Source organism: Gammaproteobacteria bacterium, from assembly GCA_035546635.1.
GTDB lineage: Bacteria > Pseudomonadota > Gammaproteobacteria > JAURND01 > JAURND01 > DASZWJ01.
Window position 1 is genome coordinate 253,937 of the sequence record DASZWJ010000019.1, and the last position, 25,333, is coordinate 279,269.

22 protein-coding genes are annotated in these 25,333 nt (G+C 42.5%); 14 read left to right on the plus strand and 8 right to left on the minus strand.

Translation table 11 applies throughout. The features are described 5' to 3' along the window. The first annotated feature begins 96 nt into the window (after positions 1-96). The 4 genes from VHE99_05165 to VHE99_05180 all read left to right on the plus strand — a co-directional run bounded on the left by VHE99_05165 (position 97) and on the right by VHE99_05180 (position 5,783). Positions 97-1,533, plus strand: a complete 1,437-nt coding sequence (locus tag VHE99_05165) for a hypothetical protein (protein ID HVV68407.1) — start codon at positions 97-99, stop codon at positions 1,531-1,533. A 236-nt stretch (positions 1,534-1,769) separates the two neighbouring features. Continuing rightward, positions 1,770-3,569 (plus strand): lipid A export permease/ATP-binding protein MsbA, encoded by a 1,800-nt coding sequence (gene msbA, locus VHE99_05170; protein ID HVV68408.1) that lies wholly within the window; start codon positions 1,770-1,772, stop codon positions 3,567-3,569. Continuing rightward, on the plus strand, positions 3,566-4,549 hold the full coding sequence (gene lpxK / locus VHE99_05175; protein ID HVV68409.1) for a tetraacyldisaccharide 4'-kinase: 984 nt from the start codon (positions 3,566-3,568) through the stop codon (positions 4,547-4,549). The genes msbA and lpxK overlap by 4 nt, the downstream gene beginning before the upstream one ends. Positions 4,550-4,571: 22 nt before the next feature. Beyond that, positions 4,572-5,783 (plus strand): multidrug effflux MFS transporter, encoded by a 1,212-nt coding sequence (locus VHE99_05180; protein ID HVV68410.1) that lies wholly within the window; start codon positions 4,572-4,574, stop codon positions 5,781-5,783. 40 nt (positions 5,784-5,823) lie between these two features. Here the strand turns inward: VHE99_05180 and VHE99_05185 are convergent, their stop codons facing one another. Further along, a complete protein-coding gene (locus VHE99_05185; protein HVV68411.1) occupies positions 5,824-6,579 on the minus strand; it encodes a 4'-phosphopantetheinyl transferase superfamily protein in 756 nt (251 codons plus the stop codon). Positions 6,580-6,712: 133 nt separating this feature from the next. Between VHE99_05185 and VHE99_05190 the strand changes: the two genes are divergently transcribed. Continuing rightward, complete coding sequence (locus VHE99_05190; protein ID HVV68412.1) at positions 6,713-7,048, plus strand: helix-hairpin-helix domain-containing protein; 336 nt, start codon at positions 6,713-6,715, stop codon at positions 7,046-7,048. Between the two features lie 237 nt (positions 7,049-7,285). On the opposite strand, the gene lnt is transcribed toward VHE99_05190, so the two are convergent. From lnt to VHE99_05225, 7 genes are all read right to left on the minus strand, one after another. Next, positions 7,286-8,848: an apolipoprotein N-acyltransferase gene (gene lnt, locus VHE99_05195; GenBank protein ID HVV68413.1), complete on the minus strand. Its 1,563-nt coding sequence runs from the start codon at positions 8,846-8,848 to the stop codon at positions 7,286-7,288. A 12-nt stretch (positions 8,849-8,860) separates the two neighbouring features. Then, a complete protein-coding gene (locus VHE99_05200; protein HVV68414.1) occupies positions 8,861-9,727 on the minus strand; it encodes a transporter associated domain-containing protein in 867 nt (288 codons plus the stop codon). Between the two features lie 40 nt (positions 9,728-9,767). Continuing rightward, positions 9,768-10,283, minus strand: coding sequence for an N-acetyltransferase (locus VHE99_05205; protein ID HVV68415.1), 516 nt, complete (start codon positions 10,281-10,283; stop codon positions 9,768-9,770). 269 nt (positions 10,284-10,552) lie between these two features. Further along, complete coding sequence (locus VHE99_05210) at positions 10,553-10,861, minus strand: LapA family protein (GenBank protein ID HVV68416.1); 309 nt, start codon at positions 10,859-10,861, stop codon at positions 10,553-10,555. Positions 10,862-11,068: 207 nt separating this feature from the next. Continuing rightward, a complete protein-coding gene (rpsA, locus tag VHE99_05215; protein ID HVV68417.1) occupies positions 11,069-12,745 on the minus strand; it encodes a 30S ribosomal protein S1 in 1,677 nt (558 codons plus the stop codon). Between the two features lie 235 nt (positions 12,746-12,980). Continuing rightward, a complete protein-coding gene (gene cmk, locus VHE99_05220) occupies positions 12,981-13,685 on the minus strand; it encodes a (d)CMP kinase (GenBank protein HVV68418.1) in 705 nt (234 codons plus the stop codon). A 49-nt stretch (positions 13,686-13,734) separates the two neighbouring features. Further along, complete coding sequence (locus tag VHE99_05225) at positions 13,735-14,217, minus strand: nicotinamide-nucleotide amidohydrolase family protein (GenBank protein ID HVV68419.1); 483 nt, start codon at positions 14,215-14,217, stop codon at positions 13,735-13,737. Positions 14,218-14,449: 232 nt separating this feature from the next. Between VHE99_05225 and mutS the strand changes: the two genes are divergently transcribed. From mutS to hisH, 9 genes are all read left to right on the plus strand, one after another. Next, a complete protein-coding gene (gene mutS / locus VHE99_05230; protein HVV68420.1) occupies positions 14,450-17,044 on the plus strand; it encodes a DNA mismatch repair protein MutS in 2,595 nt (864 codons plus the stop codon). A 34-nt stretch (positions 17,045-17,078) separates the two neighbouring features. Continuing rightward, entirely contained in the window at positions 17,079-19,037 is a 1,959-nt protein-coding gene (locus VHE99_05235; protein ID HVV68421.1) for an APC family permease, read from the plus strand. A 31-nt stretch (positions 19,038-19,068) separates the two neighbouring features. Next, the gene (locus tag VHE99_05240) at positions 19,069-19,551 is read left to right on the plus strand and encodes a YajQ family cyclic di-GMP-binding protein (GenBank protein ID HVV68422.1); all 483 of its coding nucleotides are present in this window, start codon (positions 19,069-19,071) and stop codon (positions 19,549-19,551) included. Between the two features lie 23 nt (positions 19,552-19,574). Continuing rightward, entirely contained in the window at positions 19,575-20,051 is a 477-nt protein-coding gene (msrA, locus tag VHE99_05245; GenBank protein ID HVV68423.1) for a peptide-methionine (S)-S-oxide reductase MsrA, read from the plus strand. A gap of 138 nt (positions 20,052-20,189) precedes the next feature. After that, on the plus strand, positions 20,190-21,086 hold the full coding sequence (gene hisG, locus VHE99_05250) for an ATP phosphoribosyltransferase (GenBank protein HVV68424.1): 897 nt from the start codon (positions 20,190-20,192) through the stop codon (positions 21,084-21,086). Between the two features lie 8 nt (positions 21,087-21,094). Then, the gene (hisD, locus tag VHE99_05255; protein ID HVV68425.1) at positions 21,095-22,405 is read left to right on the plus strand and encodes a histidinol dehydrogenase; all 1,311 of its coding nucleotides are present in this window, start codon (positions 21,095-21,097) and stop codon (positions 22,403-22,405) included. Between the two features lie 141 nt (positions 22,406-22,546). Beyond that, positions 22,547-23,605, plus strand: coding sequence for a histidinol-phosphate transaminase (gene hisC, locus VHE99_05260; protein HVV68426.1), 1,059 nt, complete (start codon positions 22,547-22,549; stop codon positions 23,603-23,605). A gap of 15 nt (positions 23,606-23,620) precedes the next feature. Beyond that, positions 23,621-24,691 (plus strand): bifunctional histidinol-phosphatase/imidazoleglycerol-phosphate dehydratase HisB, encoded by a 1,071-nt coding sequence (hisB, locus tag VHE99_05265; protein ID HVV68427.1) that lies wholly within the window; start codon positions 23,621-23,623, stop codon positions 24,689-24,691. Then, entirely contained in the window at positions 24,688-25,299 is a 612-nt protein-coding gene (gene hisH / locus VHE99_05270) for an imidazole glycerol phosphate synthase subunit HisH (protein HVV68428.1), read from the plus strand. The genes hisB and hisH overlap by 4 nt, the downstream gene beginning before the upstream one ends. Positions 25,300-25,333: the final 34 nt, after the last annotated feature.

Genomic DNA, 25,333 nt, shown 5'->3' on the forward strand with positions numbered 1-25,333 from the left:
CGAAAAACATAATTTTTTCTGAACCGAAAATTTTTAACTAATTTTAAACAATAATATAATCTCGGTCTTCAATAAACTTTGGTGAAGAAAAAATATATGCTTATTACCCCCTCTCGAAAAAATTGGTATCGACTTTTATTAATCATGGTATTTTTTGCGTTTCTTAGCGCATTCTTCATGATTTTCCTTCCGCATATTAAAGAGGAAGGTCGGTATACCATTGCCTCCATGGAAATGTTTTACAATCATTACTATTGGCAACCGACCACGTATGGCGCACATTATCGAAGACCGCCCTTTTTCAATTGGCTAACACTGCCTATTATGCACTGGATAGGTGCCCAAAATGTACTGGTTGCTTCGCGTATTGTGGCGGCTAGCGGCACTGTGCTTTTAGCCTTGATGTTGTGGTTCTTCAGTCTCCACTTATTTAAAAACAAAGTCTTCGCGATTTTTAGTGTTGCCGTATTATTTTCTGGAGATTTTCTATTAGGCAAGGCCTGGGTGGCTTACCCTGATACTTGGTTTGCGTTTTTCACGTTTACTGCCATTAGCTGCATGTGGATAAGCATTAAAGAACAACGTCCTTTATTTTGGATTCCTATCCCTTTTGTATTATTCGCAGCGCTACTCACCAAAGCGTTCACCTGTTATATATTTTATGCTACCGCATTATTGGTAGTAACCATAGGGTTAGGATGGTCTAAAAACTGGCGTTATCTACTTAAACCGGCCAGCATTTTAGCCCATGCATTAGTGATTATATTACCCCTCACATGGTTTTTGCTGCCTGAATCGACTGGTTTAGCCGGTATGTTAGGAGATGTTTCGGGTTCAATGGCACAACCTGAGCAATTCACCTGGTTAGGTTATTTTCTAAAAATTCTGTCAACGCCGTTTAGTTTCATTTATTTGCTGCTCCCCATTGATATACTGGTGCTTTATTGTTTATATCGCTATAAAAAATATCCTACTATCCAGCCGGTCACCCGTTTGGATGGACAATCCATTAAATTATTAATCTGGATTATAGTCTTAAGCATATTACCTTATTGGTTTTCGACAGCGCATCTGTTAAATCCACGTTATTTATTTCCCTTATTACCCATGATAGCGATAGTGCTAGCCTATTGTGTTTGGCGGGCTGGGGAAAAAATGGTGGGTTTTGCCATTTTAATATTAATATTTGAGTTGTTCTTGAAGTGTATTTTGGTCATTTTAATTAGCCACCCTGGGAAGTTTACCTCTGTAGATTTTTCGCTTGACCAAATTGCAAATGATGCCCTCAAGCAAAGTCAGTCATATGCTAATTTAATCTATGTTAGCGATTTCGATGATGGGGGATATGGGGTGAATATTGCCTCTAAAATTAATATAATCCGTTGGCCTCAACCACCTTTAACGACTGCGCCTGAGCCACTGACCAAAGGTTGTGTGCTTAGCCAGGTGAATAGTACTAAGTGGGGGGTAGTGCCCAAGGTATATCATGTAAATAACGGGCGGGGTAAGCCTATTTATGTTTATTGCAAATAGAGGGGGTATGTGAATACCCTATCATTAAGCAGGCACTTCCCTTCTCCCATCCCGCAAGGGGATTCCCTTCGGTCACAGACGGGAGAAGGGAAGTGCCTGCTTATGGAATGATATGATGAATACTTGACCCCTCAGCCCACCTAGACTTGAAAGTGCTCCTTATGCTAAACTCCCGTTTTTATATGATCTGCTTTTCTTTACCCAGTATGCGGCAATTGCGGCGAGCTTAATCACTTATGTCGATTCCCTTTTTTGCACTGTTTTCGTCTAATCCCTCAAGCCTACTCAACCTATACAAAAGACTATTAACTTCAGTCAAACCCTACCGCTTGATCTTTTTACTGGGCATTCTAGGTACGGCTGCATCTTCTGGCATTGACGCTGGTCTGGCTTGGTTGATTAAGCCCATCATTAATCACGGCCTAGTGGATAAAAACTTCCATTTTATCCGCATACTGCCGTTTGTGGTTATCCTGATCTTCATTCTGCGTGGTTTTGCCGTATTTATGTCCACTTATTACATCGCCAAGGTCGGTAAAAGTGTCGTTATGGACTTCCGCCAGCAAATGTTTGCCCATATGCTCAGGTTACCAGCCAGTTTTTATGATACCCAATCCTCGGGGCAATTGCTTTCTCGCTTAATCTTTAATGTAGAACAGGTCACGGAAGCGACCACCAATGCCTTGATGATTATGGTGCAAGATGGGGTATTAGCGATAGGTCTCATTGTCGTCATGATTTCCTTAAGTTGGCAGATGACCTTGATGTTTATGGTGATTCTACCGATGTTGAGTATCATGATTCGCTATACCAGCAAAAGAATGCGTCGGCTGAGTTTTAGCGTGCAAAAAGCGATGGGGGAAATTAGCCATATTGCCGAAGAGAGCTTTGAAGGTTACCGCGTGATTCGTACCTTTGGCGGTGAGGATTATGAAAATAACAAATTTGTCAAAGCTACTAAAGATAATCGTAGACGTGAAATGAAGATTGTCGCCACTAATGCCATCGGCACGGCTACCACCCAAATTATTGTCTCGTTTGCAATTGCGCTCATTTTATTTCTAGCTACTTTGCCTCAAGTAGACATTTCACCTGGCACCTTTGCGGCATTAATAGCCTCCATGTTCGCATTATTACGACCCATACGGCGCATCACGCAAATCAATAACTCCATACAAAAGGGTGTTGCCGGCGCACAAAGTATTTTTGAAATACTCGATATTGAACCCGAAAAAGATACAGGGACTTTGACCGTACAGCGGGTTAAAGGAGCGATTGAATACCGCGACTTGCGCTTTACTTATCCTCATACTAAAAAGCAGGTACTGTCAGAAATAAATTTTCATATTAAACCTGGGGAAACTGTGGCCCTGGTCGGCCGTTCTGGCAGCGGCAAAACAACTTTAGTGAGTCTATTGCCGCGGTTTTATGAGTTAGAAAAAGGCAGTATTTTAATTGATGGTGTAGACATCCGTGAGTTTCGTCTAGCTGATTTACGCAACCAGTTTGCATTAGTATCGCAGCATGTCACTTTATTTAATGACACGATAGCGCGCAATATTGGCTATGGGCGACTCAGCGAGGTCAGTGAAGAGGATATTATACGTGCCGCTGAAGCAGCCCATGCCATGGATTTTATCCGTGAATTTCCTCAAGGCTTAAATACCCTGATTGGTGAAAATGGCGTGCTGTTATCGGGTGGTCAGCGGCAACGTATCGCCATTGCTAGAGCGTTATTAAAAAATTCACCTATTTTAATTCTCGATGAAGCAACCTCATCCTTGGATACAGAATCCGAGCGACGGATTCAAGCAGCACTCGATGACCTCATGCGTCATCGCACCACACTGGTGATAGCGCATCGTTTGTCGACTATAGAAAAAGCTGATCGCATTTTAGTGGTGGAGAAAGGCCGGATTGTTGAAACCGGCACGCACGCTGAATTAGTGCGCAACAATGGCCATTATGCCTATTTACATGCACTGCAGTTCAAAGACGAGCCTGCCACCAGTGATGCTGAAGTTGTGGTCATATGAATACCTGGGTGAAGGCCTGGTATGACCGTCACCCTTGGCTCTATGCATTAACACCATTTGCCGCTATTTACTGCAGTGCAGCACAAATCAAACGTTACAGTTATCGAATTGGCCTAAAAAAAACCACGCAATTTGCAGTGCCTGTGATTGTAATCGGCAATGTTACCGTAGGTGGAACCGGTAAAACCCCATTAGTGATTGCTTTAGCGAAAATCCTCCTTGAACACGGATATAAACCTGGGATAGTCAGTCGTGGTTACGGTGGTCAAGCCGCAACGACACCACAATGGGTAACAGGAAATAGCAACCCTCTGGAAACTGGGGATGAGCCATTATTAATCGCACGGCATACCCTTTGCCCTTTAGTCATTGCCAAACAACGTGTCTCGGCAATCACTACTTTACTCAATCATTACCCTTGCGATGTCATACTCAGCGATGATGGTCTGCAGCATTATGCTATGGGAAGGAGCATAGAAATTGCTGTCATAGATGGGGTGCGGCGTTTTGGTAATGGTCTTTGCCTGCCAGCCGGTCCGTTACGTGAGCCCTTATCGCGCCTAAAACAAGTGGATTTTAAGGTGACTCAAGGCAACCCAGAACTGGGTGAATGGGCGATGCAATTGCTGCCGGGAACCATTTATAATCTCGCAAATCCAGAACAAAAATTGCATCCTCATGAACATCTACCTCCTGTACACGCCGTAGCCGGCATAGGCAATCCGCAACGCTTTTTTACTCAGCTTGAACAACTGGGATTTACTGTTATTGCGCATCCATTTCCCGATCATTATCATTTCCAGCCAGGTGATATTGATTTTGGTAAAAATGCCATCACCATTATGACTGAAAAAGATGCGGTGAAATGTGAAAAATTTGCGGATGAGCGGCATTGGTGTTTGCCAGTGACTGCACAATGTGATGCGGGTTTTATTAATTTACTGTTGGAAAAATTAGGCTGTCATCCTGGGCGTAAGTGAAGGATCTCCTGAAGGTAAAATAATGACTGCTATAAAATTTCAAAATACTAAATCACTTTCTACTCAGCGCATTAATCTCATTCTATGGACTATACTTTTACTCTATCCCTTACTTGGCATGGGCATTGATTTAATTGCCCCCTCTTTACCTGCAATTAGTCATGATTTGGGAATATCAAACGCTATCTCAAAAAACTTAATTGCACTTTACCTGATTGGATATGCGGCAGGAAATTTTTTAATTGGATTTTTATCTGATGCACTAGGACGGCGTAAATTGCTAATGGTTAGTTTATTTGTATTTACCTTAACCAGTCTTCTACCCATTTTTTTACCTACGACTATGACCTTATTGATTTCGCGGTTGTTACAAGGTTTTTCGTTAGCAGGTTTTGGAGTCATAGCGCGTGCTAGTGTCGCAGATTTACTGACTGCAGATAAACTCAAACAAGTCGCTGTATTGACAGCTACTATGTGGGGAATAGGACCGATTGTTGGCCCTTTTATTGGCGGGTATTTACAATATTATTTTGGTTGGCAAGCTTGTTTCTATTTCTTTTCGCTCTACAGTTTCTTGGGGTTGGCGGCTTGCATTTTTATCGTGCCAGAAACACATCACAACCGCCAACCATTTAACTTGCAACAAATTAAACTAAATTTTATTACTATTACCTCTCATCCGCTATTTATGGGGATGGTCATTATTATGGGTACTAATTATTCATTATTAATTGTGTTTAACGCACTCGGTCCGTTTTTAATTCAAAATAGTCTTGGATTTTCGCCACTGTATTTTGGTCATATCGCGTTATATATGGGACTAGCTTTTTTAATTGGCACTTATGTGTGTCGTCGTTTGATTAAAGTTTTCCAACCAGAAAAAATAATATTTTCAGGGATTGGTATCTTTCTTTTGGTTGCCGCAATGGGTGTGATTTTGGCTTATGTTGCTGGAAAAAATATGACGGTGGTTGTTATTCCAAGTCTGTTGCTTTATTTTGCTTGCGGCATTCTTTATCCGGCTAGCATGGCCAGGGGGTTGGCGATATTTCAGCATTTAGCGGGTAGCAGTGCAGCGGTCATGAATCTATTAAATCTATTAATCACTAGTCTCACTGCGTTCGCTATGAGCTTGATTAATCCGACTACAGCGCTGCCTATGGCCTGTATTTATCTAGTGCTTTTATTATTTTGCGCTTTGGCTTATTGGCTACTAGTTCATAAAAATGCTTAGAAGCGATTTTCACATTTCTGCGAAAGAAGAGGGAGGGTAGCTATTCTTTAAATTCCCATAGTTTCAATATCTTATTATGTCCTTTAATCGCTGCCGCACCTGCATAATCCAGCCCGGGTTTTAAGTTAAATAATGACCACTCTTCTGCGATATATCCACCATTGCGTACTGCCAATAAGGCTGCTAACTCGCCCGAACTTACGTCGAAATCTTTCAGTGGAAACGATAATCCCAAACCTAACGCTTTGATAAAAGCTTCTTTCCGCGTCCAGATATTAAAAAAAGCACTGGTTTTTTGTGGCGGAGATAAAGCGCTTAATTCTTTAATTTCATGATCGGAAAAAAAGCGTTCAGCTATTGCCTCAGCTTCGATATGTTTTTGTATACTTTCAATATCCACCCCGACTGGTTCAGCCAAACTGATTGCATATAAAGCCATTTCATTAGAGTCTGAAGAATTAAACTGTAATGCGTATCCTTTAGGATTACTCAATTCAGGTTTACCGTGAGCGCTGAGTGCAAAACTAATTTTGTCAGGAGTTTCTCCGATATAACGCGCTAATATTAATCGCAGCACACCTTTGGCAACTATAAAGCGCCGCCGGTGATGTTCAAATTTAAAACGTAAAGCTCTGGCGTGTTCCTCTGTTGATAATAATGCCAAGAGCTGTTCCTCGCGCGCAGGTGATACTTTAAGCGAAGTACGCCATACATGTATTTCATGTGCTGATATAGTGGAAATTTGCGTAGAGGAAATGTGCCATTGATTTAAAAAGTTCGAATTTGATTCATTCATAATCCCATCCCTAAGATCAGCACGCTTCAAATGTAGCCGTCAATACCGCAATTTTTACGGTATTGTTTGATTTAACTGATCTGGTACGCTGAACACGGTTAAATTATTTCTAAACAATATGGAGAATTCTTTTATGTTTTTAACTCGTTTATTTACTGTTATTTTCAGTATTTTAGCCTTGGCAATTTCACTGCAAGCCTATGCTGCTAAGTCAGATACGTCTGACTCACCAACTAGTATAACGACAGCTGTTTCCACCAGCGACAAAGTAAATATCAATACTGCCAGTGCTGAAGAACTTAAAACGCTCAAAGGCATTGGTGATACTAAAGCGCAAGCTATCATGGACTATCGCACACAACACGGTTTATTTAAGTCAGCTGAAGAGTTAGGTAATGTTAAGGGATTTAGCAATAAGGTACTGGAAAAGCTGCTTAAAAACAATGCAGGTCGCATAGTGATAGAGTAAATTGCATCTAGCTGTCATCCTGAGAATTGGCTGTCATCCAAGATGGATGGCTTTAAGGTAAGGCGAAAGTAGTGGGGCAGGGGCTTATCAGACCGTCGGGTTCATGGATGAATCCGTCGAGCGTACACGGACGTATTCACAGCGTGTCTGATAAGCCCCTGCCCACTACTTTCGCCGAGGCGTGGCAATGACCTTCATTCGAATGTAGCAAGGTGCAGTGCGCCATTTTTAAAAAAATCAACGATGACGCATCTTCCTCTGATTGAAATAGGCATATAATAAAAAAATCCCCATCAATACTAAAATAGGATAAATACCTATCTGCATCCAAGGCGTGCTTCCTGACATTGGTTGAACTTTACCTGTTAGTATAAACTCCCTAAACGGAGGGGCTGCTGCTATGATCTTCCCTTTGGGAGTGACAATTGCTGTGATGCCATCATTCGTACTCATCAAGGCAAAACGACCCGTTTCCAAAGCTCGCATTTGTAAGATTTCCAGATGCTGTGCTGGAGCTAGCGATTTGCCAAACCAACTGTCATCACTCAGAGTAATCAATAACTGTCCCTTAGGTAACTGATTTAACACAAGAGTTGGGTAGGCTATTTCATAACAAATAAAAGTTGCTATAGGAATACCATTGGCAGTTAGCAGTGCTTGATGCTTTGGACCACTATCAAAATCAGACATGGGAATTATCACATAATTTTTTAACCACCTCAGGATTGAGCGAAATGGCATATACTCTCCAAATGGCACCAAATGACGCTTAAGATAAACTCCAGATCCCTGTCCTAGCGCAAGCATTCCATTGTAATACCGATCATCTAGCGCAATAGGTATTCCAGAAATCAGAGTACTCTGTTGAGATTTAGCCAATTGATCCATCTCTGCTAAAAAATCAGATACCTGTGTTTGGTAAAAAGTAATAGCCGCTTCTGGCCAAATAACAATTCGCTGCTCCAGATTAGAGAGAGTCAGTTTTTTGTATAAAAGTAAGGATTGTATGGCTTGTTCAGGTCGCCATTTAAGCTGCTGAGCGACATTTCCCTGTACCAAAGTCACTTTAACTGGATTACCACTAGGATGTGTCCAGCGAATAGAATCTAATACTTCTCCACCTATCCATAATGCTAGCAGTAAAACGATAACTGATAACGCTAGACGGAAGTGTTTCCTGGCCATGATGGCCACTACAATAACCCCACTGCTGACTGCAACTGCAAAGGATACACCAAATACTCCAACCAAAGGCGCAAAGCCGCTTAAAGGAGAAGCTATCTGCGAGTATCCCAAAAATAACCATGGAAAACCGCTAAAGAACCAAGTGCGCACCCATTCTAGTAATACCCACAAGGCTGGGAAAGCTAATAAATATTTGCTGACAGTATTGGCTGGGAAAAACCGCGTTAAAACATAACCTAACACAGCAGGAAATAGCGCCAACACCATGATTAATAAGGCTGTAATAATTGCGGCAAGCACCGCATTTGCCTGCCCATATTCACTCAAACTGATATAAATCCAAGAGATACCAATACCGAAAAAACCTAATCCAAATAACCAACCACGCCAAAAGCCATATTGCGGTGAAGCATCAGATAATAAAATAAGCCAGAATGCTGGAGCCAAAACTGATAACAAATAAATGTGGAACGGTGCAAATGCCAGAGGCAGCAATAAGCCTGCAATCAACGCACCCAGATTACTCGGCCATGCAGGTCGTAGATTGACTCTACGGTTAAATGGGTTTTGAGGGTATTGTGCGGTTACATAATTAAAAGGACTGTATTTATTCACAATATAAGATCACTATCGGTCATTTTTGTAACTGTTACTCTCTTCTGGTAATTGAGAGGAAGGCAGAGTTACTTGCAGTAATTTAATTCTACGTTTATCTGCATATAATACTTTAAACTCTAGATCGTCAATGCTAACTGTTTCAGAGCGCTTAGGCATATATCCAAAACTTTGAGCGACTAGACCACCTACGGTATCAAATTCATCATCACTTAACGTTGTGTGAAAAAAATCATTAAATTCCTCGATGCGTGTCAAGGCTTTTACAGAATACTGTGAGCCACTGATTTGTTGAATATTGGTCTGATCTTCATCTACATCATACTCATCCTCAATTTCACCCACGATCTCTTCTAATACATCTTCAATAGTCAACATACCTGAAACACTACCGTATTCATCGACAACAATCGCCATATGGTTACGGTTTTGGCGAAATTCTTCTAATAATATATTAAGCCTTTTACTTTCAGGGATGAAGGTGGCCGGTCGTAATATGTTGCTCATTTTAAATTCGGTTTCTTTATTAAAAGTAAATGGCAATAAATCTTTAGCCAGCAAAATACCCACTACTTCATCACGATTTTCTTTAATCACTGGGAAGCGTGAATGTGCGGACGAAATCACGGTAGGTAAAATCTCTTCCAGAGTTGAATCCAGTTCAATGACTACCATCTGTGATCGCGGAATCATCACATCCCGCACCTGCATCCCATGAACCTGAACGACTCCTTCAATCATGCGTATCGCTTCAGAATCTATTAAATGCTCATTAGCAGCATCCCGCAACCATTCCAGCAATTCTTCAGGAGTTTTAGGACGCGAAAGCGCATGGCCTATTCGTTCTAGCCAAGATTTACTCGACGATTCACCACTCATAAAATTTATGTTCTCCTGGGCGCTTAGTTTAGTTCAGTTGTCATGCTTCTCTATGCTTAGGTGTCAGGTTATACTCCATTTTTAGTGCATCCGCACCATCAGCATAAAACCCAACACACCTAACAATAGGTTTAAAACCAAGTTTGCTATAAAAATTTAAAGCAGCATAGTTATCTACTCGTACTTCCAAACGTATTTTCTGTAACTTCTGGTTTTGAATTTCTAAAATGGCTATTTCCATTAAATGCTTCCCTAAACCCATACCATGATAATCAGGATGTAATGCTAAGGAATGCAGGTGAGCGGCAGTTGAGTTTTTACGAAGCAGGAATAGGGCATAACCAATGATTAATTCTTGAATCTTTATAGTTAAAAACAATACATGCCCATGATGGATAAAATGACTAAACTGGCGTCTTGACAACGGATAATCACTGGCCTGAAAGGATAATTGCTCCAGTGCGACTAGCGCATTTAGATCTGTGGGTACAGCTTTAACTATTTTTACTTTCTCGGCGTTAGTAGCCAATGGAGAAATTTTAGATTTTTCAGCCATAAATTAAGAACTTAAAAATCTTACTTCACAGTTAAGCTAGGGGCTGTCGTCAATTAACCCTCCCCCCCTGCGTCGTCCCGCACTTGTCAGCGGGATCCAGGGAGTCTGGCAGATTTTTTTGGCTTCTTAGCAAGTTTTATCCTCTTCTAGATCTCGCGGAAGCCGCGGGACGACATAGTAGGGCGCGTGTGACGACAGACCCCAGATTTTATTTTCCTTTTCCCATAAGAGGAAAAGAAAAAGTGCAATTCAAAAAACCTGACCATTATTCAAGTCTTGTCTGTGGGCTCCAGAGATGAAGTTTCCGCTACAACAGCTTGATTTTTCTCCAATTGTTTTATGTGGTTTTTAAGCGAGCGGTTGCGATTTTTTAATTTAAACCAAGGATAAATGGTTGTCAAAAAACCAAGTATAATTCCTATACCCAGGCAATAAACCATTAACAAAGACAATGCAATCTTAGTATTTCCAAGATAATAATCTAAAGTGACAGGCGTATCATTACGAACTGCGAAAGTAATGCCTAGCAGTATAATCAGTAGTATTAGTACATAAGAGATGATACGCATGACTTTCATAGAACCTCCTTTTCGCCTTCTCCCAAGGGTCGTTGTTGAATAAATCGAATAAATTGAGTGTCAATCTATGTTGGGTGCCATCCGGCTGAGATTCCGCGACTTGATCGCGGGATCTCAGCCGGATGGCACTAAGCAGAGTAAACCCTTCTTATTTATTCAACAATCCCCAAGGGAAAAAGGAAATGTGACCAGTTAAAATAGGCTCCTTTACTCTTTGTTATTTTTATCACCTTTAACCTGCTCTCTGAACAAATCTCCTAAAGTAGTGCCAACTATCGGTTCTTTTTTGGAAGAAGCTTTAGGTTCTTTAGTTTCTTCATCCAAAGCTTTTAAAGACAGATTGAAAATGTTCAGTTTACGATCCACACCGATTAATTTTGCAGTAACTTCATCTCCGACCTTGAAAAATTCCTGAGCATCTTTCAATTGCTCATGGCTGATTTCAGATACACGCAGATGTCCTTGCAACCCATTGCCCAAATCAATCACGGCACGTTTTGCATCTACAGAGGTTACTTGACCATTGACGATAGTACCTTTAGGGTGATCTTCCAAGAATTTTCCGATAGGATCACTTTCTAATTGTTTAACGCCAAGAGATATACGCTCACGTTCAGGATCAATGGCTAAAATAACTGCTTCCAGTTGATCGCCTTTCTTGTATTTACGGATAGCTGCTTCACCGGTATCTTTCCAGGAAATATCTGATAAATGCACTAAGCCATCAATACCCCCTTCCAAACCAATGAAGATACCAAAATCAGTGATGGATTTAACGCTGCCGGAAACTTTTTCTCCCTTATTATGATTGTTAGCGAACTCTGCCCAGGGGTTAGGTTGGCACTGTTTCATGCCTAAAGAAATTCGACGTCGCTCTTCATCAATCTCCAATACCATGACTTCAACTTCCTGACCCGGTTGTACAAGCTTGGCAGGATGGACATTTTTATTAGTCCAATCCATTTCAGACATATGCACCAGACCTTCGATACCGTCTTCAATTTGCACAAAACAGCCGTAATCAGTGATGTTGGTGATATTTCCAAATAAATGGGTATTAACTGGATAACGGCGTGCAATATCTAACCACGGATCTTCGCCTAATTGTTTCAAGCCCAATGAAACACGTTTTTTATCTCTGTCATATTTGAGCACTTTAACTTTAATTTCATCACCCACTTTCAAGATTTCGCTAGGATGTTTTACGCGTCTCCAAGCCATATCCGTAATATGCAGCAACCCATCAATGCCGCCTAAATCAATGAAGGCGCCATAATCAGTAATATTTTTGACCACACCGGTGAATTCCTGACCCTCTTTCAGGCTTTCCAGTAAGGCTTGTCGCTCGCCGCCTGACTCTTCTTCAACCACAGCACGGCGGGAAACTACAATATTATTACGCTTCTGATCCATCTTGATGACTTTAAATTCCAGCTCTTTACCTTCCAAAGCTGCTGCTTCACGTGTAGAACGCAGGTCTACTAAGGAGCCTGGTAAAAATGCACGCACTGAGTTCAAATCTACCGTAAATCCGCCTTTGACGCGTTCTGTCACTAAACCCATTACCGTCTGCCCTGAAGTGAAGGCTTTTTCAAGCTGTTCCCAAGCTTCAGTTCTGCGAGCTTTTTCGCGAGATACGCGGGTATTGCCAAAACCATCTTCCAGTGTTTCAACAATGACATTAATTTCATCCCCAAGCTGTACCGTTTCTCCACGAAATTCTTCTGCTGGAACAACGGCGTCTGATTTCAGGCCTGTGTTTACTGTAATATTTTCAGGGGTAATGCGAATGATCTTAGCCCGCACTGTGGCGCCGGGTCTAATATCGGCTTGTTTTAAGGTTTCTTGAAACAGGTCAGCGAAACTTTCGTTGGTATTACTCATTATTTAAATTCCAGATTCAAATTATCAGCCTCAAGCAATCAGAGGTGAGTTGTAACTGTCATAAATGACAGGGTTAATAATTGCCTTCAGACGATACTTATTCTAAAGACCCGCATTTTTTAAAACTGAGATAACTGAAAATTATTTAGTCGTTGGCGCGAAATTCAAAAAATGCGCATCGTTCCAGCAGGAAGGCCGGATCCAGTCGCAGGAAAGCGAAACTTTAACTTCCCTGTCAACTGGATCCCGACTCCCTGCCGGGACGGCGCTTAATTGACGACCAAACTTGCAGTATACGCTCAAAAACTTGTTCAACCGTCAATTCAGTGGTATCAATTAAAATGGCATCCAGTGCCGGTATTAGAGGAGCTACGCCGCGCTGTTTATCACGTGTATCACGCTGTACTAAATCCTGCAAAATGGCGTCAAGGCTAACATGTACTTCCTGGCTTTTCAACTGTGCAAAGCGTCTTTTTGCGCGTTCTTCTAAACTGGCTTGCAGAAAAATTTTCAGCTGTGCATCAGGGAATACCACAGTCCCCATGTCACGTCCATCCGTCACTAACCCAGGCCACCTGCGAAACATGCGTTGCCTGTCCAGTAGCGCAGTGCGCACAGCCGACAAGGCAGCAATCCGAGAAGCGGCATTGCCACAACTTTCACTGCGTATAGCAAAAGTGACATCTTGCCCTGACAAAAGGATTTTTATGGCGCCATTGGTTTCAATAAATTCAATGCTTAGATGATGCGCCAAATCCTGCAATTGCTGCTCACTACTTAAATCAATCCTACGTTCTAGTGCTGCATAAGCTAACAAACGATAAAGCGCGCCACTATCTAAGTAATGCCACCCCAACTTTTTAGCAATTAATTCGCCCACGGTTCCCTTGCCAGTACCACCTGGGCCATCAATAGCGATAACGGGTGGCAATTCACTCACTATATTACTTTTTTTCATTAAACTGGTGCTCACTATCTCAGTATTTATATTATTTAAAGCATTCACCAAGCGCGCATATCACTGCCTGCCTACGGATCATTTCCCGATCACCTTCAAAATGGTAGCAGACCAGTTGTGTTAATTTACCAATAGCGGCTGCAGCAATCCATACCGTACCTACTGGTTTTTCAATGCTACCTCCTTCTGGTCCTGCGATTCCGGTAATGGCGATAGTGCAGTGTGCCCGACTATGCGTTAAGGCACCTTCAGCCATTTCCTGCACCGTCTGTGCACTCACTGCACCAAATTGGGTTAAAGTGCTGTGTTTTACTCCCAGCATATCCTGTTTGGCCTGATTGCTGTAAGTGATAAAACCCCGATCGAACCAGGTCGAACTGCCTGCAATAGAAGTAATCGTTTCTGACAGCCATCCCCCAGTGCAAGATTCAGCCACTGCTAAAAGATGACCCCGTTGCTTAAGCAATTCTCCAAGCCGAGTAGCTAAAGTTTGTAATTCGATATCAATAGTCATGAGTTAATTTAAGAATGAGTGCTCTGTTTCCATTGACTTTTAATCTCGTCAACAGGAAAACCCAGGAAGTTGTTGATCTGAAAGAAGTAGGCAGTATAAAGCGCATATATACACTGTGCAATAAAATATATGATGGCTAACTATCATCCTTTGCCCAATGACAGATAGTTCCAGGATGAGCGCTGTACTATTACTCTGGAGTCCTGTCTTATCCTCAGCTATCATACCGTCCATGAAAATGGATATAACAAAAACCACTGAAGAATTATCCGCGCATACGCCAGCGATGCAGCAATATCTGCGTATTAAAGCCCAGCATCCTGATATGTTGCTGTTTTACCGCATGGGCGACTTCTACGAATTATTTTTTTCCGATGCAGAAAAAGCTGCACGACTGCTCAATATCACCCTCACCGCACGTGGCCAATCCGCAGGTCGAGCCATACCTATGGCGGGCGTGCCTTACCATGCCTTAGAAAATTATCTTGCCAAACTAGTACAGCTAGGAGAATCAGCAGTATTGTGTGAACAAGTGGGAGATCCAGCAACCAGCAAAGGCCCAGTTGAACGCCAAGTCACACGCATCATCACCCCTGGTACTGTCAGCGACGATGCGCTATTAGATGAGTCTAACGATAATCTATTGGTAGCCATCCACACCGTAGGCAATCAATTTGGCATCGCCAGCCTCGATATCACCAGCGGTCGCTTTCAGATTCTAGAAGTGCAGGGTATAGAAGCACTGCAAGCAGAACTTGCTCGCTTAAAACCAGCAGAAACGCTTTTGAGTGAAGACTTTGCTCATGTGCAGCATTTAACGTCATTCGCAATGCGCCGTCGTCCGCCTTGGGAATTTGAAATAGACAGCGCCCTGCATGTGTTAAATCAACAATTTAAAACCCAAAATTTGCAAGGTTTTGGTTGCGATCATCTGAGTATCGCCATCTGCGCTGCCGGGGCGCTACTACACTATGTTAAATATACACAACGCTCAGCGCTACCCCATATCCGTGCCCTGATAGCTGAACCGCACGATGCCAGCGTCATACTGGATTCTGCGACCTTGCGCAATCTGGAACTGATAACTAACTTAAATGGTGGTAAACAACACACACTAGCGGAAATCCTCGATCAGACGGCAACACCGATGGGCAGTCGAGCATTGCGCCGCTGGCTGACCCGCCCCACTCGCGATATATCCCTATTAATCACCCGCCAACAAAATATCGCCACATTACAAGCCACAGCGCTTAACCAACCTTTACATAGCCTATTGCGGGGCATTGGTGACATGGAACGTATTCTTGCGCGTATCGCATTAAAATCAGCGCGCCCACGTGATTTAGCACAACTACGCCAAGCATTAACTCTTCTTCCCCAAATTCAAACTTTACTCATGAAGCACTTAACGCCCAGTTTGCAACAGCTAAGTATTGATCTTAAAGATTTCAACCACTTAACACAGCTATTGCAACAGGCTATTGTGGAAAATCCTCCCGCATTGCTGCGGGAAGGTGGTGTGATAGCCACTGGATATGATAAGGAGCTGGATGAATGGCGCCAATTAAGCGAGCACGCAGATCAGTTCCTGATCGACTTAGAGCAACGCGAAAAAGCCCGCACCGGTATAGCTACATTAAAAGTGGGCTATAACCGCATCCATGGCTATTACATTGAGATTAGCCGTGGTCAATCGGCAGCAGCACCGGTTGATTACATCCGCCGTCAGACTTTAAAAAATGCTGAGCGCTATATCACCCCTGAACTCAAGCAATTTGAAGATAAAGTATTAAGTAGCAAAAGTCGTGCCTTATCACGCGAAAAATTACTGTATGAAGAATTACTCGATCGTCTGATACAAGACATCGCGTCACTGCAAACGACAGCCAGCGCTTTAGCAGAATTAGATGTACTCAATAATCTCGCAGAACGCGCTACGACTTTGAACTTGGTCGCACCTGAATTTCAGCAGCAACCTGGCATTTTTATCGAAGCCGGCCGGCATCTGGTTATTGAACAAGTCAGTCAAGCCCCTTTTGTGCCTAACGATATTCAATGCCATGCTGAGCGACGCATGTTGCTTATCACAGGTCCAAATATGGGCGGAAAATCAACCTATATGCGTCAGACGGCTTTAATCGCGCTATTGGCTTATACCGGCAGCTTTGTTCCTGCTTCACGCGCTATACTGGGCCCTATAGATAGAATCTTTACCCGCATCGGCGCCAGCGATGATTTAGCCAGCGGTCGTTCTACTTTTATGGTAGAAATGACAGAAACGGCGACTATTTTACATAACGCGACAGAAAACTCTCTGGTACTTATGGATGAGATCGGCAGAGGCACTAGCACCTTTGATGGTTTATCCTTGGCCTGGGCATGTGCCGCACACCTGGCTCGTGAAATCCGTGCTTTAACATTATTTTCAACACATTATTTTGAGTTAACGCATTTACCGGAGTACATTCCCTGTGTAGCTAATGTCCATCTGCACGCAGTGGAACATAATGATAAAATTGTATTTTTACATACGGTCAATGAAGGACCGGCAAGCCAAAGCTATGGTTTACAGGTGGCGCAATTGGCGGGAGTGCCACACGCAGTTATCCAGCAAGCGCGCGATAAATTGCAAGAATTGGAGCGGCAAAATTTTCAGGCAATGCCCCAGCAACATCTGTCACAACCGGTACAAAAAGATTTTTTACTGGAGACTTTTTTGCATCCAGCACTGGAAAAACTGAAAAGTATAGCACCGGATTCACTGACACCAATGGCTGCCTTAGAAGAGATTTATAAGTTAAAAAAAATGCTGGAGCTCACATTGTGACAATCCTAATCAATTTACCCAACCCAGGTTAAACATGTTTTTAAAAAAATGCCGAGAAATTTTTATAGGCGTGCCTCGCAACCCATTTGATACCGGCACACGCAAAAATATAGCCTTAATCGCTTTCCTCGCCTGGATAGGCTTAGGCGCGGATGGTCTGTCATCCTCCTGTTATGGCCCCGAAGAAGCCTTTTTAGCGCTGGGTATACATTATCACCTCGCACTCTATCTAGCGATTTTGACCGCCCTGACTGTCTTTATCATTTCTCTTGCTTATAACCAGGTCATCGAATTATTCCCTAGCGGTGGCGGAGGATATAAAGTTGCCAGCAAACTGATTTCACCCCATGCTGGCGTTATTTCTGGTTCTGCTTTGATCGTAGACTATGTATTGACCATCGCCATCTCAGTTGCTAGCGGCGTTGATTCCTTATTTAGTTTTTTACCATTAGCAGCACAACACTACAAACTGCATTTTGAAATTATCATCTTGTTGCTACTGTTAGTGCTTAACTTACGCGGTATGAAAGAATCTATCAAAATACTACTGCCGATTTTCTTAGGCTTTGTCATCACCCATTTTTTCCTAATTTTTTATGGCGTCTTGTTGCATGGCTATCATCTACCTGAATTGATGAGCGGCTCAGTAGCAGATACGCAGAAATTTGTACAAGAAAGCGGCTGGTTTGTCGCATTGGCGATATTTTTACGCGCCTATTCCTTAGGAGGCGGTACTTATACTGGGTTAGAAGCCGTATCCAATAACGTAAACCATTTAGTTGAACCGCGTGTGCGTACCGGTAAATGGACTATGTTCTACATGGCCGTTTCGCTCAGTCTCACGGCAGGGGGGATTATTCTTCTGTATTTGCTCTGGGATGTAAAACCTACCGAAGGACAAACTTTAAACGCAGTGACCTTTGGCAGTATTTTAGCTGGGTTCCCCATGCACCACGCCTTATTAATCTTGGTTTTATTATTAGAAGCTGGATTATTGTTTGTGGCTGCCAACACTGGATTTTTAGGCGGCCCTGCGGTGTTGGCGAATATGTCAATCGATGGCTGGTTGCCTAAACGTTTTCGTAACTTATCCAATCGTTTGGTCACTCAGACGGGTATTGTCTGGTATGGCGTCGCTGCTATTTTCATTCTATTCTGGACGCATGGGGAAGTCTCTATGCTGGTGGTGCTCTACAGCATGAATGTGTTTCTTACTTTTTCACTCTCTTTACTCGGACTATCCAATTATTGGTGGAAAAATAGGAAATTAAGCTTTAGTTGGTATTATCGTATGACATTATCAGTCGTAGGCTTCGTGGTTTGTGCGGCTATTTTAATCATCACCTTGCTGGAAAAATTTACCGCTGGTGGCTGGTTAACTGTATTAATTACTAGCAGTGTCGTCACTTTATGTCTAGTCGTTAAAAAGCATTATGTTTCCATAGAAAAACAAATCAAGTATTTAGATGAAATTTTAACGATCCCGCTGTCACCGACACCGCCTGATAAAAAAATACCTGAGCTGGATGTCACCAAACCTACTGCGGTATTGTTAATTAGTGAAAGCACAGGGCAGGGTATGCATACCTTGTTGTGGATACAACGTATGTTCCCCAACCATTTCAAAAACTACGTCTTTATCAGCGTGGGAGTGGTCGATGTCGGTAGTTACGGCAGCGATTCTGCGCTAAAAGATATGCAGGAAAAAATCCAGGCGCGTCTACAATATTTTATTGATTTTTGTCATCAGCATAATTTTGCTGCAACTTCTTTTGTCACTTATAACAGCGACCCAATAGAAGCCCTGGTGCATTTGGCAGACCAGGTCTCGCAACAATTTCCGAACTGTGTATTTTTTGCAGCCTCGCTGATCTCCAAACAGGACAGCTGGTTTCACCGCCGTCTACACGGTGATATCCCCATCATCATGCAGCGCCAGCTGAATTTAAAAGGTTTACAAATGGTTATTCTGCCCGTTAAACTGGAGCGATAAACTAAAATATTCTATCTTTCGGAGAATTGATATGCCTTCTTTTGACATCGTTTCAAAAGTAGATGCCCACGAAATCCGCAATGCCGTAGACCAGGCAAATCGTGAAGTTGGTACGCGTTTCGATTTTAAAGGCACTGATGCACGATATGAATTGGTTGAAGAAAAAATTACCCTGTTCGCGGAAACTGATTTTCAACTTAAACAAATGTATGAAATCCTCATCGGTAAGTTAGCTAAGCGCCAAGTGGATATCTTGGTTCTTGATCCCAAAGACCCTGAAATCCGTCTACATGAAGCCAGGCAGCAAATTGATATTCGCCAAGGTATCGCAGCAGAAACTGCTAAAGTTATTGTTAAATGTATTAAAGATAAAAAACTCAAAGTTCAAGCTGCCATACAAGGCGATCAAGTACGAGTGACGGGTAAAAAACGCGATGATTTACAAGAAGTGATTGCGGTATTGAAACAGGAAAAATTTGGTTTGCCACTACAATTTGAAAACTTCCGCGATTAATAATCCTATTCACGAGACTTTCTATGACTACAGAAATTGCAACTTTCGCTGCTGGCTGCTTCTGGGGGGTTGAAGCTGCTTTTCAGAAATTACCTGGTGTTATTAAAACCGAAGTGGGTTATTGCGATGGCACTAAGGAGAATCCTAGCTACGAAGATGTTTGTTCTCACACCACAGGCCATGCCGAAGCAGTGCGTATAGAATACGACTCGAATCAAATTTCATATGAGCAGTTATTAGATGCATTTTGGGAAACCCATGACCCTACGCAATTAAACCGTCAAGGACCTGATGTGGGCGATCAATACCGCTCAGCAATTTTCTTTCATACACCTCTGCAAGAAGCATTAGCTATAGCTTCTAAAGCCGCACTACAGAAATCTCAAAAATTTAATCGCCCGATTGTCACTGTTATTAAACCAGCTCCAACTTTTTTTCGCGCGGAAGAGTACCACCAACATTATCTGGAAAAACGTGGTCAGGGGGCATGCCATTATTAAATGAACGATGAAGCATTGTCATTCCCACCTAGGTGGGAATCTATCCTAATTTTGGCTAGATGCCAGAGAAGAATAGATTCCCGCCTACGCAGGAATGACATGTTTTTTATATACTTAAATTCACACTAGATAAAGCTGATGAAATCCATTTCAAGATTAAGAATCGCCATACAAAAAAGTGGACGTCTCAATCACGATTCGCTAGACCTTTTATATCGTTGTGGCCTTAAAATGCATACACGCGCAAATACCTTATTTTGTCATAGCGAAAATCTACCGATTGACATATTGTTTGTCCGAGATGATGACATTCCCACGTTGGTGATGGACGATATCTGCGACCTTGGCATTGTCGGTGAAAATGTCCTGTTTGAAAAAATACCGGCTTCAAGATGTGCCATCGACAATCCAAAGTTTACTATAGTGCAAAAATTAGGTTTTAGCCGCTGTCGTCTTTCCATTGCCTTGCCGGAAGAAATCCCATTTAGCCCTAAAACACTGCAAGGACTGAAAATCGCTACCAGTTACCCCAATTTGCTGCAGCAATATCTCGATCAACACCAGATCAAGGCTGAGATCACAGTGATCTCAGGTTCCGTGGAAATTACACCTCGGTTGGGTATGGCCGATGCCATTTGTGATTTAGTTGCCACCGGTCAAACTTTAGAAGAACATAACTTAAAAGAGGTGGCAGAGATTATTCAAAGTCAAGCTGTATTAATTAAAACGCAAAAAGACCTTAATCCACAAAAACTCGATACCTTTGAATTATTATTGCGCAGGATTAATGGTGTATTAAAAGCCCAGGAAAGCAAATATATTATGTTTCATGCGCCCTTAGCGCAGCTGGACAAAATTAAAAATATTCTGCCTGGCGCGGAAATGCCGACGATTATTCCTTTAGCCGGCACTACAGAAAAAGTGGCCGTACATGCCGTATCGACCGAAGGGGTGTTTTGGAGCACTTTGGAGAAGTTGCAAGAGGCAGGAGCCAGTTCAATTTTAGTATTACCCATTGAAAAAATGTTGAACTAGGTGGCACAGTGCATATTCATTTTTGGAATCAGTTATCCGCAATAGAACAGCAAAATCTGCTGGAAAGACCTAAAGCCAGTCAACCTGACTCAATTCGGGAAAAAACCCAAGCAATTATCGATCAAGTAAGGGAAGAGGGCGATGCAGCGTTAATTGACCTCACCGTCCTACACGACAAAGTAAAACTAACCCAATTAACCACTACTTTAGCGGAATTTTCAGCAGCAAAAAATCAAATCCGCAAAGAAGCGTTAGCCGCTATAGAGCGTGCACAACAGCAGATCACCACTTATCATCAAGCACAACAGCCTGAAATCCGCAAAATTGAAACTGCCCCAGGTATTTACTGTGAGCGTCAGCCACGTGCCATTGACAGAGTAGGGCTTTATGTTCCAGGTGGCTCTGCCCCTTTGATTTCTACTTTGCTGATGCTGGCAATTCCAGCACAGTTAGCCGGTTGCTCACTCAAAGTCCTCTGCACACCACCGAATAAAAATGGCACTATTGATCCACATTTGTTATATGCTGCAGAGCTGTGTGGTATTCAGCAAATTTTTAAAATCGGCGGAGCGCAAGCGGTCGCTGCGATGGCCTATGGCACTGAATCTGTACCGAAAGTTGATAAAATCTTTGGGCCAGGAAATGCTTTTGTCCTTGCTGCGAAAATGTTGGTTTCACAGGATGCCAAAGGTGCCAGTATTGATATGCCTGCTGGTCCATCAGAGCTCCTGGTGATTGCCGATGACAATGCCAATGCAGATTTTGTTGCTGCAGATTTGTTATCTCAAGCTGAACATGGGATTGATTCGCAAGTGATATTGCTGACCATGTCAGTAGATTTTGCTAACCAAGTTCATGGTGCGCTTAACCAGCAATTATCCCAGCTATCACGTCGCACAATTGCTGAGCAATCTTTAGCCCATGGCCGTATTATTGTCGTTACCTCTTTGGAACAAGCATTTTCTATTAGCAATCGTTATGCCCCTGAGCATTTAAGCTTACAAATAACCCACCCAGAGAACTTTCTCACAGAGATTCATAATGCAGGAGCCGTATTTTTAGGTGACTGGTCAGCTGAAACTATGGGAGACTATATCACCGGTTCTAACCATGTTTTGCCTACTTCAGGTTTTGCGCGCGCCTATAGTGGGTTATCTTTAGTGGATTTTATGAAGTTTATTAGTTTTCAAAAAGTCAGCCGCCCTGGGTTGCAAGCCCTTGGGCCATTTGCCGAACAATTGGCCGAGCTGGAAGGATTGGATGCTCACAGAAATGCGGTGTCTATTCGTTTGGGAGTTGACTTTCATCCTGAGCATTAGTGAAGGATCTCCTTATGGTGGCACTAGCCACATGAAGTACCACCATAAGGAGATCCTTCGTTTACGCTCAGGATGACAAAAAAATACAGCAACAGCCATATTAACAATTTAATACTTAAGAGCATCTTGAGTACACATATTATGCCCAACCTAGCACATTTAATCAGACCTGACCTGCGCGAATTCACTGCCTACAGCTCGGCTCGTGATGAAGCTAAAAAGGGAGAGATTTGGCTCAACGCCAACGAATCACCTTGGGAAAATGAGCATTTTGCCGAACAAAAAATTAACCGTTATCCTGAAAAACAACCACAAAAATTGATTAATGCGCTAGCTGAAATTTACGGTGTTAAAAATAATCAGCTATCTGTATTGCGCGGTAGCGATGAAGCTATTGATCTATTGATGCGCTTATTTTGTGAAGCGGGAAAAGATGCCATTATCACTTGTCCTCCGACTTTCGGCATGTATGCTGTCTATGCCAAATTACAAGGTGCAAAAATAATCGATATTCCTTTAGTGCCTGAAGCAGGTTTTCAATTGGATATGAAAAATCTAGTAAACCAACAACACCTCGAAGTTAAATTGATTTTTCTATGTTCTCCAAATAACCCAACAGGTAATTTATTGTGCGAGGCAGATATACTACAATTATGCGAGCATTATGCCGGAAAAGCCGTGATTGTAGTTGATGAAGCTTACATAGAATTTTCCTCGGCAAACAGCCTGTCTCACTATATAGACCAGTATGAAAATTTAGTGATCCTACGTACCTTGTCCAAGGCTTACGGATTGGCCGGTGCACGCTGTGGTTTATTATTAGGTCACAGCTTTATTATCAACTGGATAAAAGCGATTATGGCGCCTTATCCATTGCCGGCATTTACGATTCATGCCGTGACGCAAACACTCATGAAATTACAACGCCTTAAGCAACAGATTGAGACCATTAAAACGGAGCGCGAGCGTTTGGCTACTGAATTACAGCGACTGCCATTTGTTAAAAAAATCTGGCCAAGCGCGGCAAATTTTTTGTTGCTAGAAACAGAAAATTCACAAAAAATTATGCAAGCGTGTATAGATTCCGGTATTGTACTACGCGATATGCACGGGAAATTATTTTTGCAAAACTGTATCCGAATTACGGTTGGTACGCCTTTAGAAAATGCTCGCTTAATTGAATTTTTACAAACGTTATAAATGAGTTTCTCAAACATGCCACAAGAAAAACTGCTTTTTATCGACCGTGACGGGACTTTAATCGAGGAACCAGAAGATCAGCAGATCGATAGCATAGAAAAATTACATTTCCTGCCAGATGTCATTTCTAGTCTATTAAAATTAAAAACTGCCGGTTACAAATTTATTATGGTCAGCAATCAAGATGGCTTAGGAACTGATAGCTTGCCGCACGGAGATTTTCAGCCACCCCATGAATTAATGCTGCGTATTCTATCCTCTCAAGGCATTCATTTTGATGCCATACATATCTGCCCACATAAGCCGGACGCCAACTGTGACTGTCGCAAACCCAAAATCGGTTTATTAGCGAATTATCTAATCGAACAAAAGATCAACCGTGAGCATTCTTATGTCATCGGTGATCGGCAGACTGATCTAGAATTAGCGCAAAATTTGGGAATAAAAGGCATCCGCATTCGCACCCCAACCACTCCAGGCTGGGCTGAAGTCGCTCACCAGATTCTATCTCAACCGCGGCAGGTGCAACTCATACGCAAAACTAAAGAAACTGCAATAGAAGTACAAATTGATCTTGATAAACCTAGTCCCATTCATATCCACACCGGTATCGGTTTTTTCGATCATATGCTGGAACAGTTAGCTAAACATGGTGGCTTCAGTCTAAAAATAACTGTTGCAGGGGATTTACATATTGACGACCATCATACCGTAGAAGATACGGCCATTACGCTGGGTGAAGCCATGCGTGAAGCTTTAGGAGATAAAATAGGTATTGGGCGCTATGGTTTTTTATTGCCTATGGACGAAGCCTTAGCCAGGGTAGCCATTGATTTAAGTGGGCGCGCGCATTTAACTTTTAAAGCAGCATTTAACCGCGAGCGCGTGGGGGATTTATCCACGGAATTGGTAGAACATTTTTTCCGTTCTTTTGCCGAAGGATTAAAAGCGACATTGAATATTAAAGTAACAGGGGACAACACCCACCATATGATCGAATCAGTTTTTAAAGGCGTAGGGCGCGCCTTACGCCAGGCTATTGCTAAAACCGGGGATGATCTACCTAGCACTAAGGGTTTACTATGATTGCGATTATTGATGCCTGTGGGGCTAATTTCGCTTCGGTGGAATTTGCACTTAAACGCTTGGGGCGAGCAGTGACGCTCACGCGAGATAAAGACATCATTCGCTCAGCATCACATGTAATTCTACCTGGCGTAGGCACTGCCAGCCAGGCTATGCAGCAATTGGAAAATTTACAATTAATTTCAGTGATTCAGCAATTAACGCAACCGGTATTAGGTATCTGTCTTGGCATGCAGATTTTACATGCCCATTCTGCTGAAGGCGATGTGGATTGTCTAGGCCTTTTGCCAGGGGATATTAAGCCATTGCCAGAAGATCAGGGTTTACCTATTCCACATATGGGTTGGAATCAGCTATGCATCTCCCATGCGACCAGTTCTTTACTGCAGGATATCCCGAATAATAGCTACGTCTATTACGTGCATAGCTATGCAGCGCCAGTGACTGAGCATACCCTGGCTACCACCCAATACGGTGCAATATTTACGGCAGCAGTACATTATAAAAATTTTTATGGGGTACAATTTCATCCTGAGCGTTCGGGAGCGGTTGGCGCTAAGATATTACAGAATTTTCTTGTCCTGAGCGAAAGCGAAGGATCTCCATAATGTGGCGCCTCATCATAAAAGTGCCATCATACGG

Coding starts and splice junctions, on each gene's coding strand:
- VHE99_05165 (HVV68407.1), top strand. CDS start 97: ATGCTTATTACCCCCTCTCGAAAAAATTGGTATCGACTTTTATTAATC.
- msbA (HVV68408.1), top strand. CDS start 1,770: ATGTCGATTCCCTTTTTTGCACTGTTTTCGTCTAATCCCTCAAGCCTA.
- lpxK (HVV68409.1), top strand. CDS start 3,566: ATGAATACCTGGGTGAAGGCCTGGTATGACCGTCACCCTTGGCTCTAT.
- VHE99_05180 (HVV68410.1), top strand. CDS start 4,572: ATGACTGCTATAAAATTTCAAAATACTAAATCACTTTCTACTCAGCGC.
- VHE99_05185 (HVV68411.1), bottom strand. CDS start 6,579: ATGAATGAATCAAATTCGAACTTTTTAAATCAATGGCACATTTCCTCT.
- VHE99_05190 (HVV68412.1), top strand. CDS start 6,713: ATGTTTTTAACTCGTTTATTTACTGTTATTTTCAGTATTTTAGCCTTG.
- VHE99_05200 (HVV68414.1), bottom strand. CDS start 9,727: ATGAGTGGTGAATCGTCGAGTAAATCTTGGCTAGAACGAATAGGCCAT.
- VHE99_05205 (HVV68415.1), bottom strand. CDS start 10,283: ATGGCTGAAAAATCTAAAATTTCTCCATTGGCTACTAACGCCGAGAAA.
- VHE99_05210 (HVV68416.1), bottom strand. CDS start 10,861: ATGAAAGTCATGCGTATCATCTCTTATGTACTAATACTACTGATTATA.
- rpsA (HVV68417.1), bottom strand. CDS start 12,745: ATGAGTAATACCAACGAAAGTTTCGCTGACCTGTTTCAAGAAACCTTA.
- VHE99_05225 (HVV68419.1), bottom strand. CDS start 14,217: ATGACTATTGATATCGAATTACAAACTTTAGCTACTCGGCTTGGAGAA.
- mutS (HVV68420.1), top strand. CDS start 14,450: ATGAAAATGGATATAACAAAAACCACTGAAGAATTATCCGCGCATACG.
- VHE99_05235 (HVV68421.1), top strand. CDS start 17,079: ATGTTTTTAAAAAAATGCCGAGAAATTTTTATAGGCGTGCCTCGCAAC.
- VHE99_05240 (HVV68422.1), top strand. CDS start 19,069: ATGCCTTCTTTTGACATCGTTTCAAAAGTAGATGCCCACGAAATCCGC.
- msrA (HVV68423.1), top strand. CDS start 19,575: ATGACTACAGAAATTGCAACTTTCGCTGCTGGCTGCTTCTGGGGGGTT.
- hisG (HVV68424.1), top strand. CDS start 20,190: ATGAAATCCATTTCAAGATTAAGAATCGCCATACAAAAAAGTGGACGT.
- hisC (HVV68426.1), top strand. CDS start 22,547: ATGCCCAACCTAGCACATTTAATCAGACCTGACCTGCGCGAATTCACT.
- hisB (HVV68427.1), top strand. CDS start 23,621: ATGCCACAAGAAAAACTGCTTTTTATCGACCGTGACGGGACTTTAATC.
- hisH (HVV68428.1), top strand. CDS start 24,688: ATGATTGCGATTATTGATGCCTGTGGGGCTAATTTCGCTTCGGTGGAA.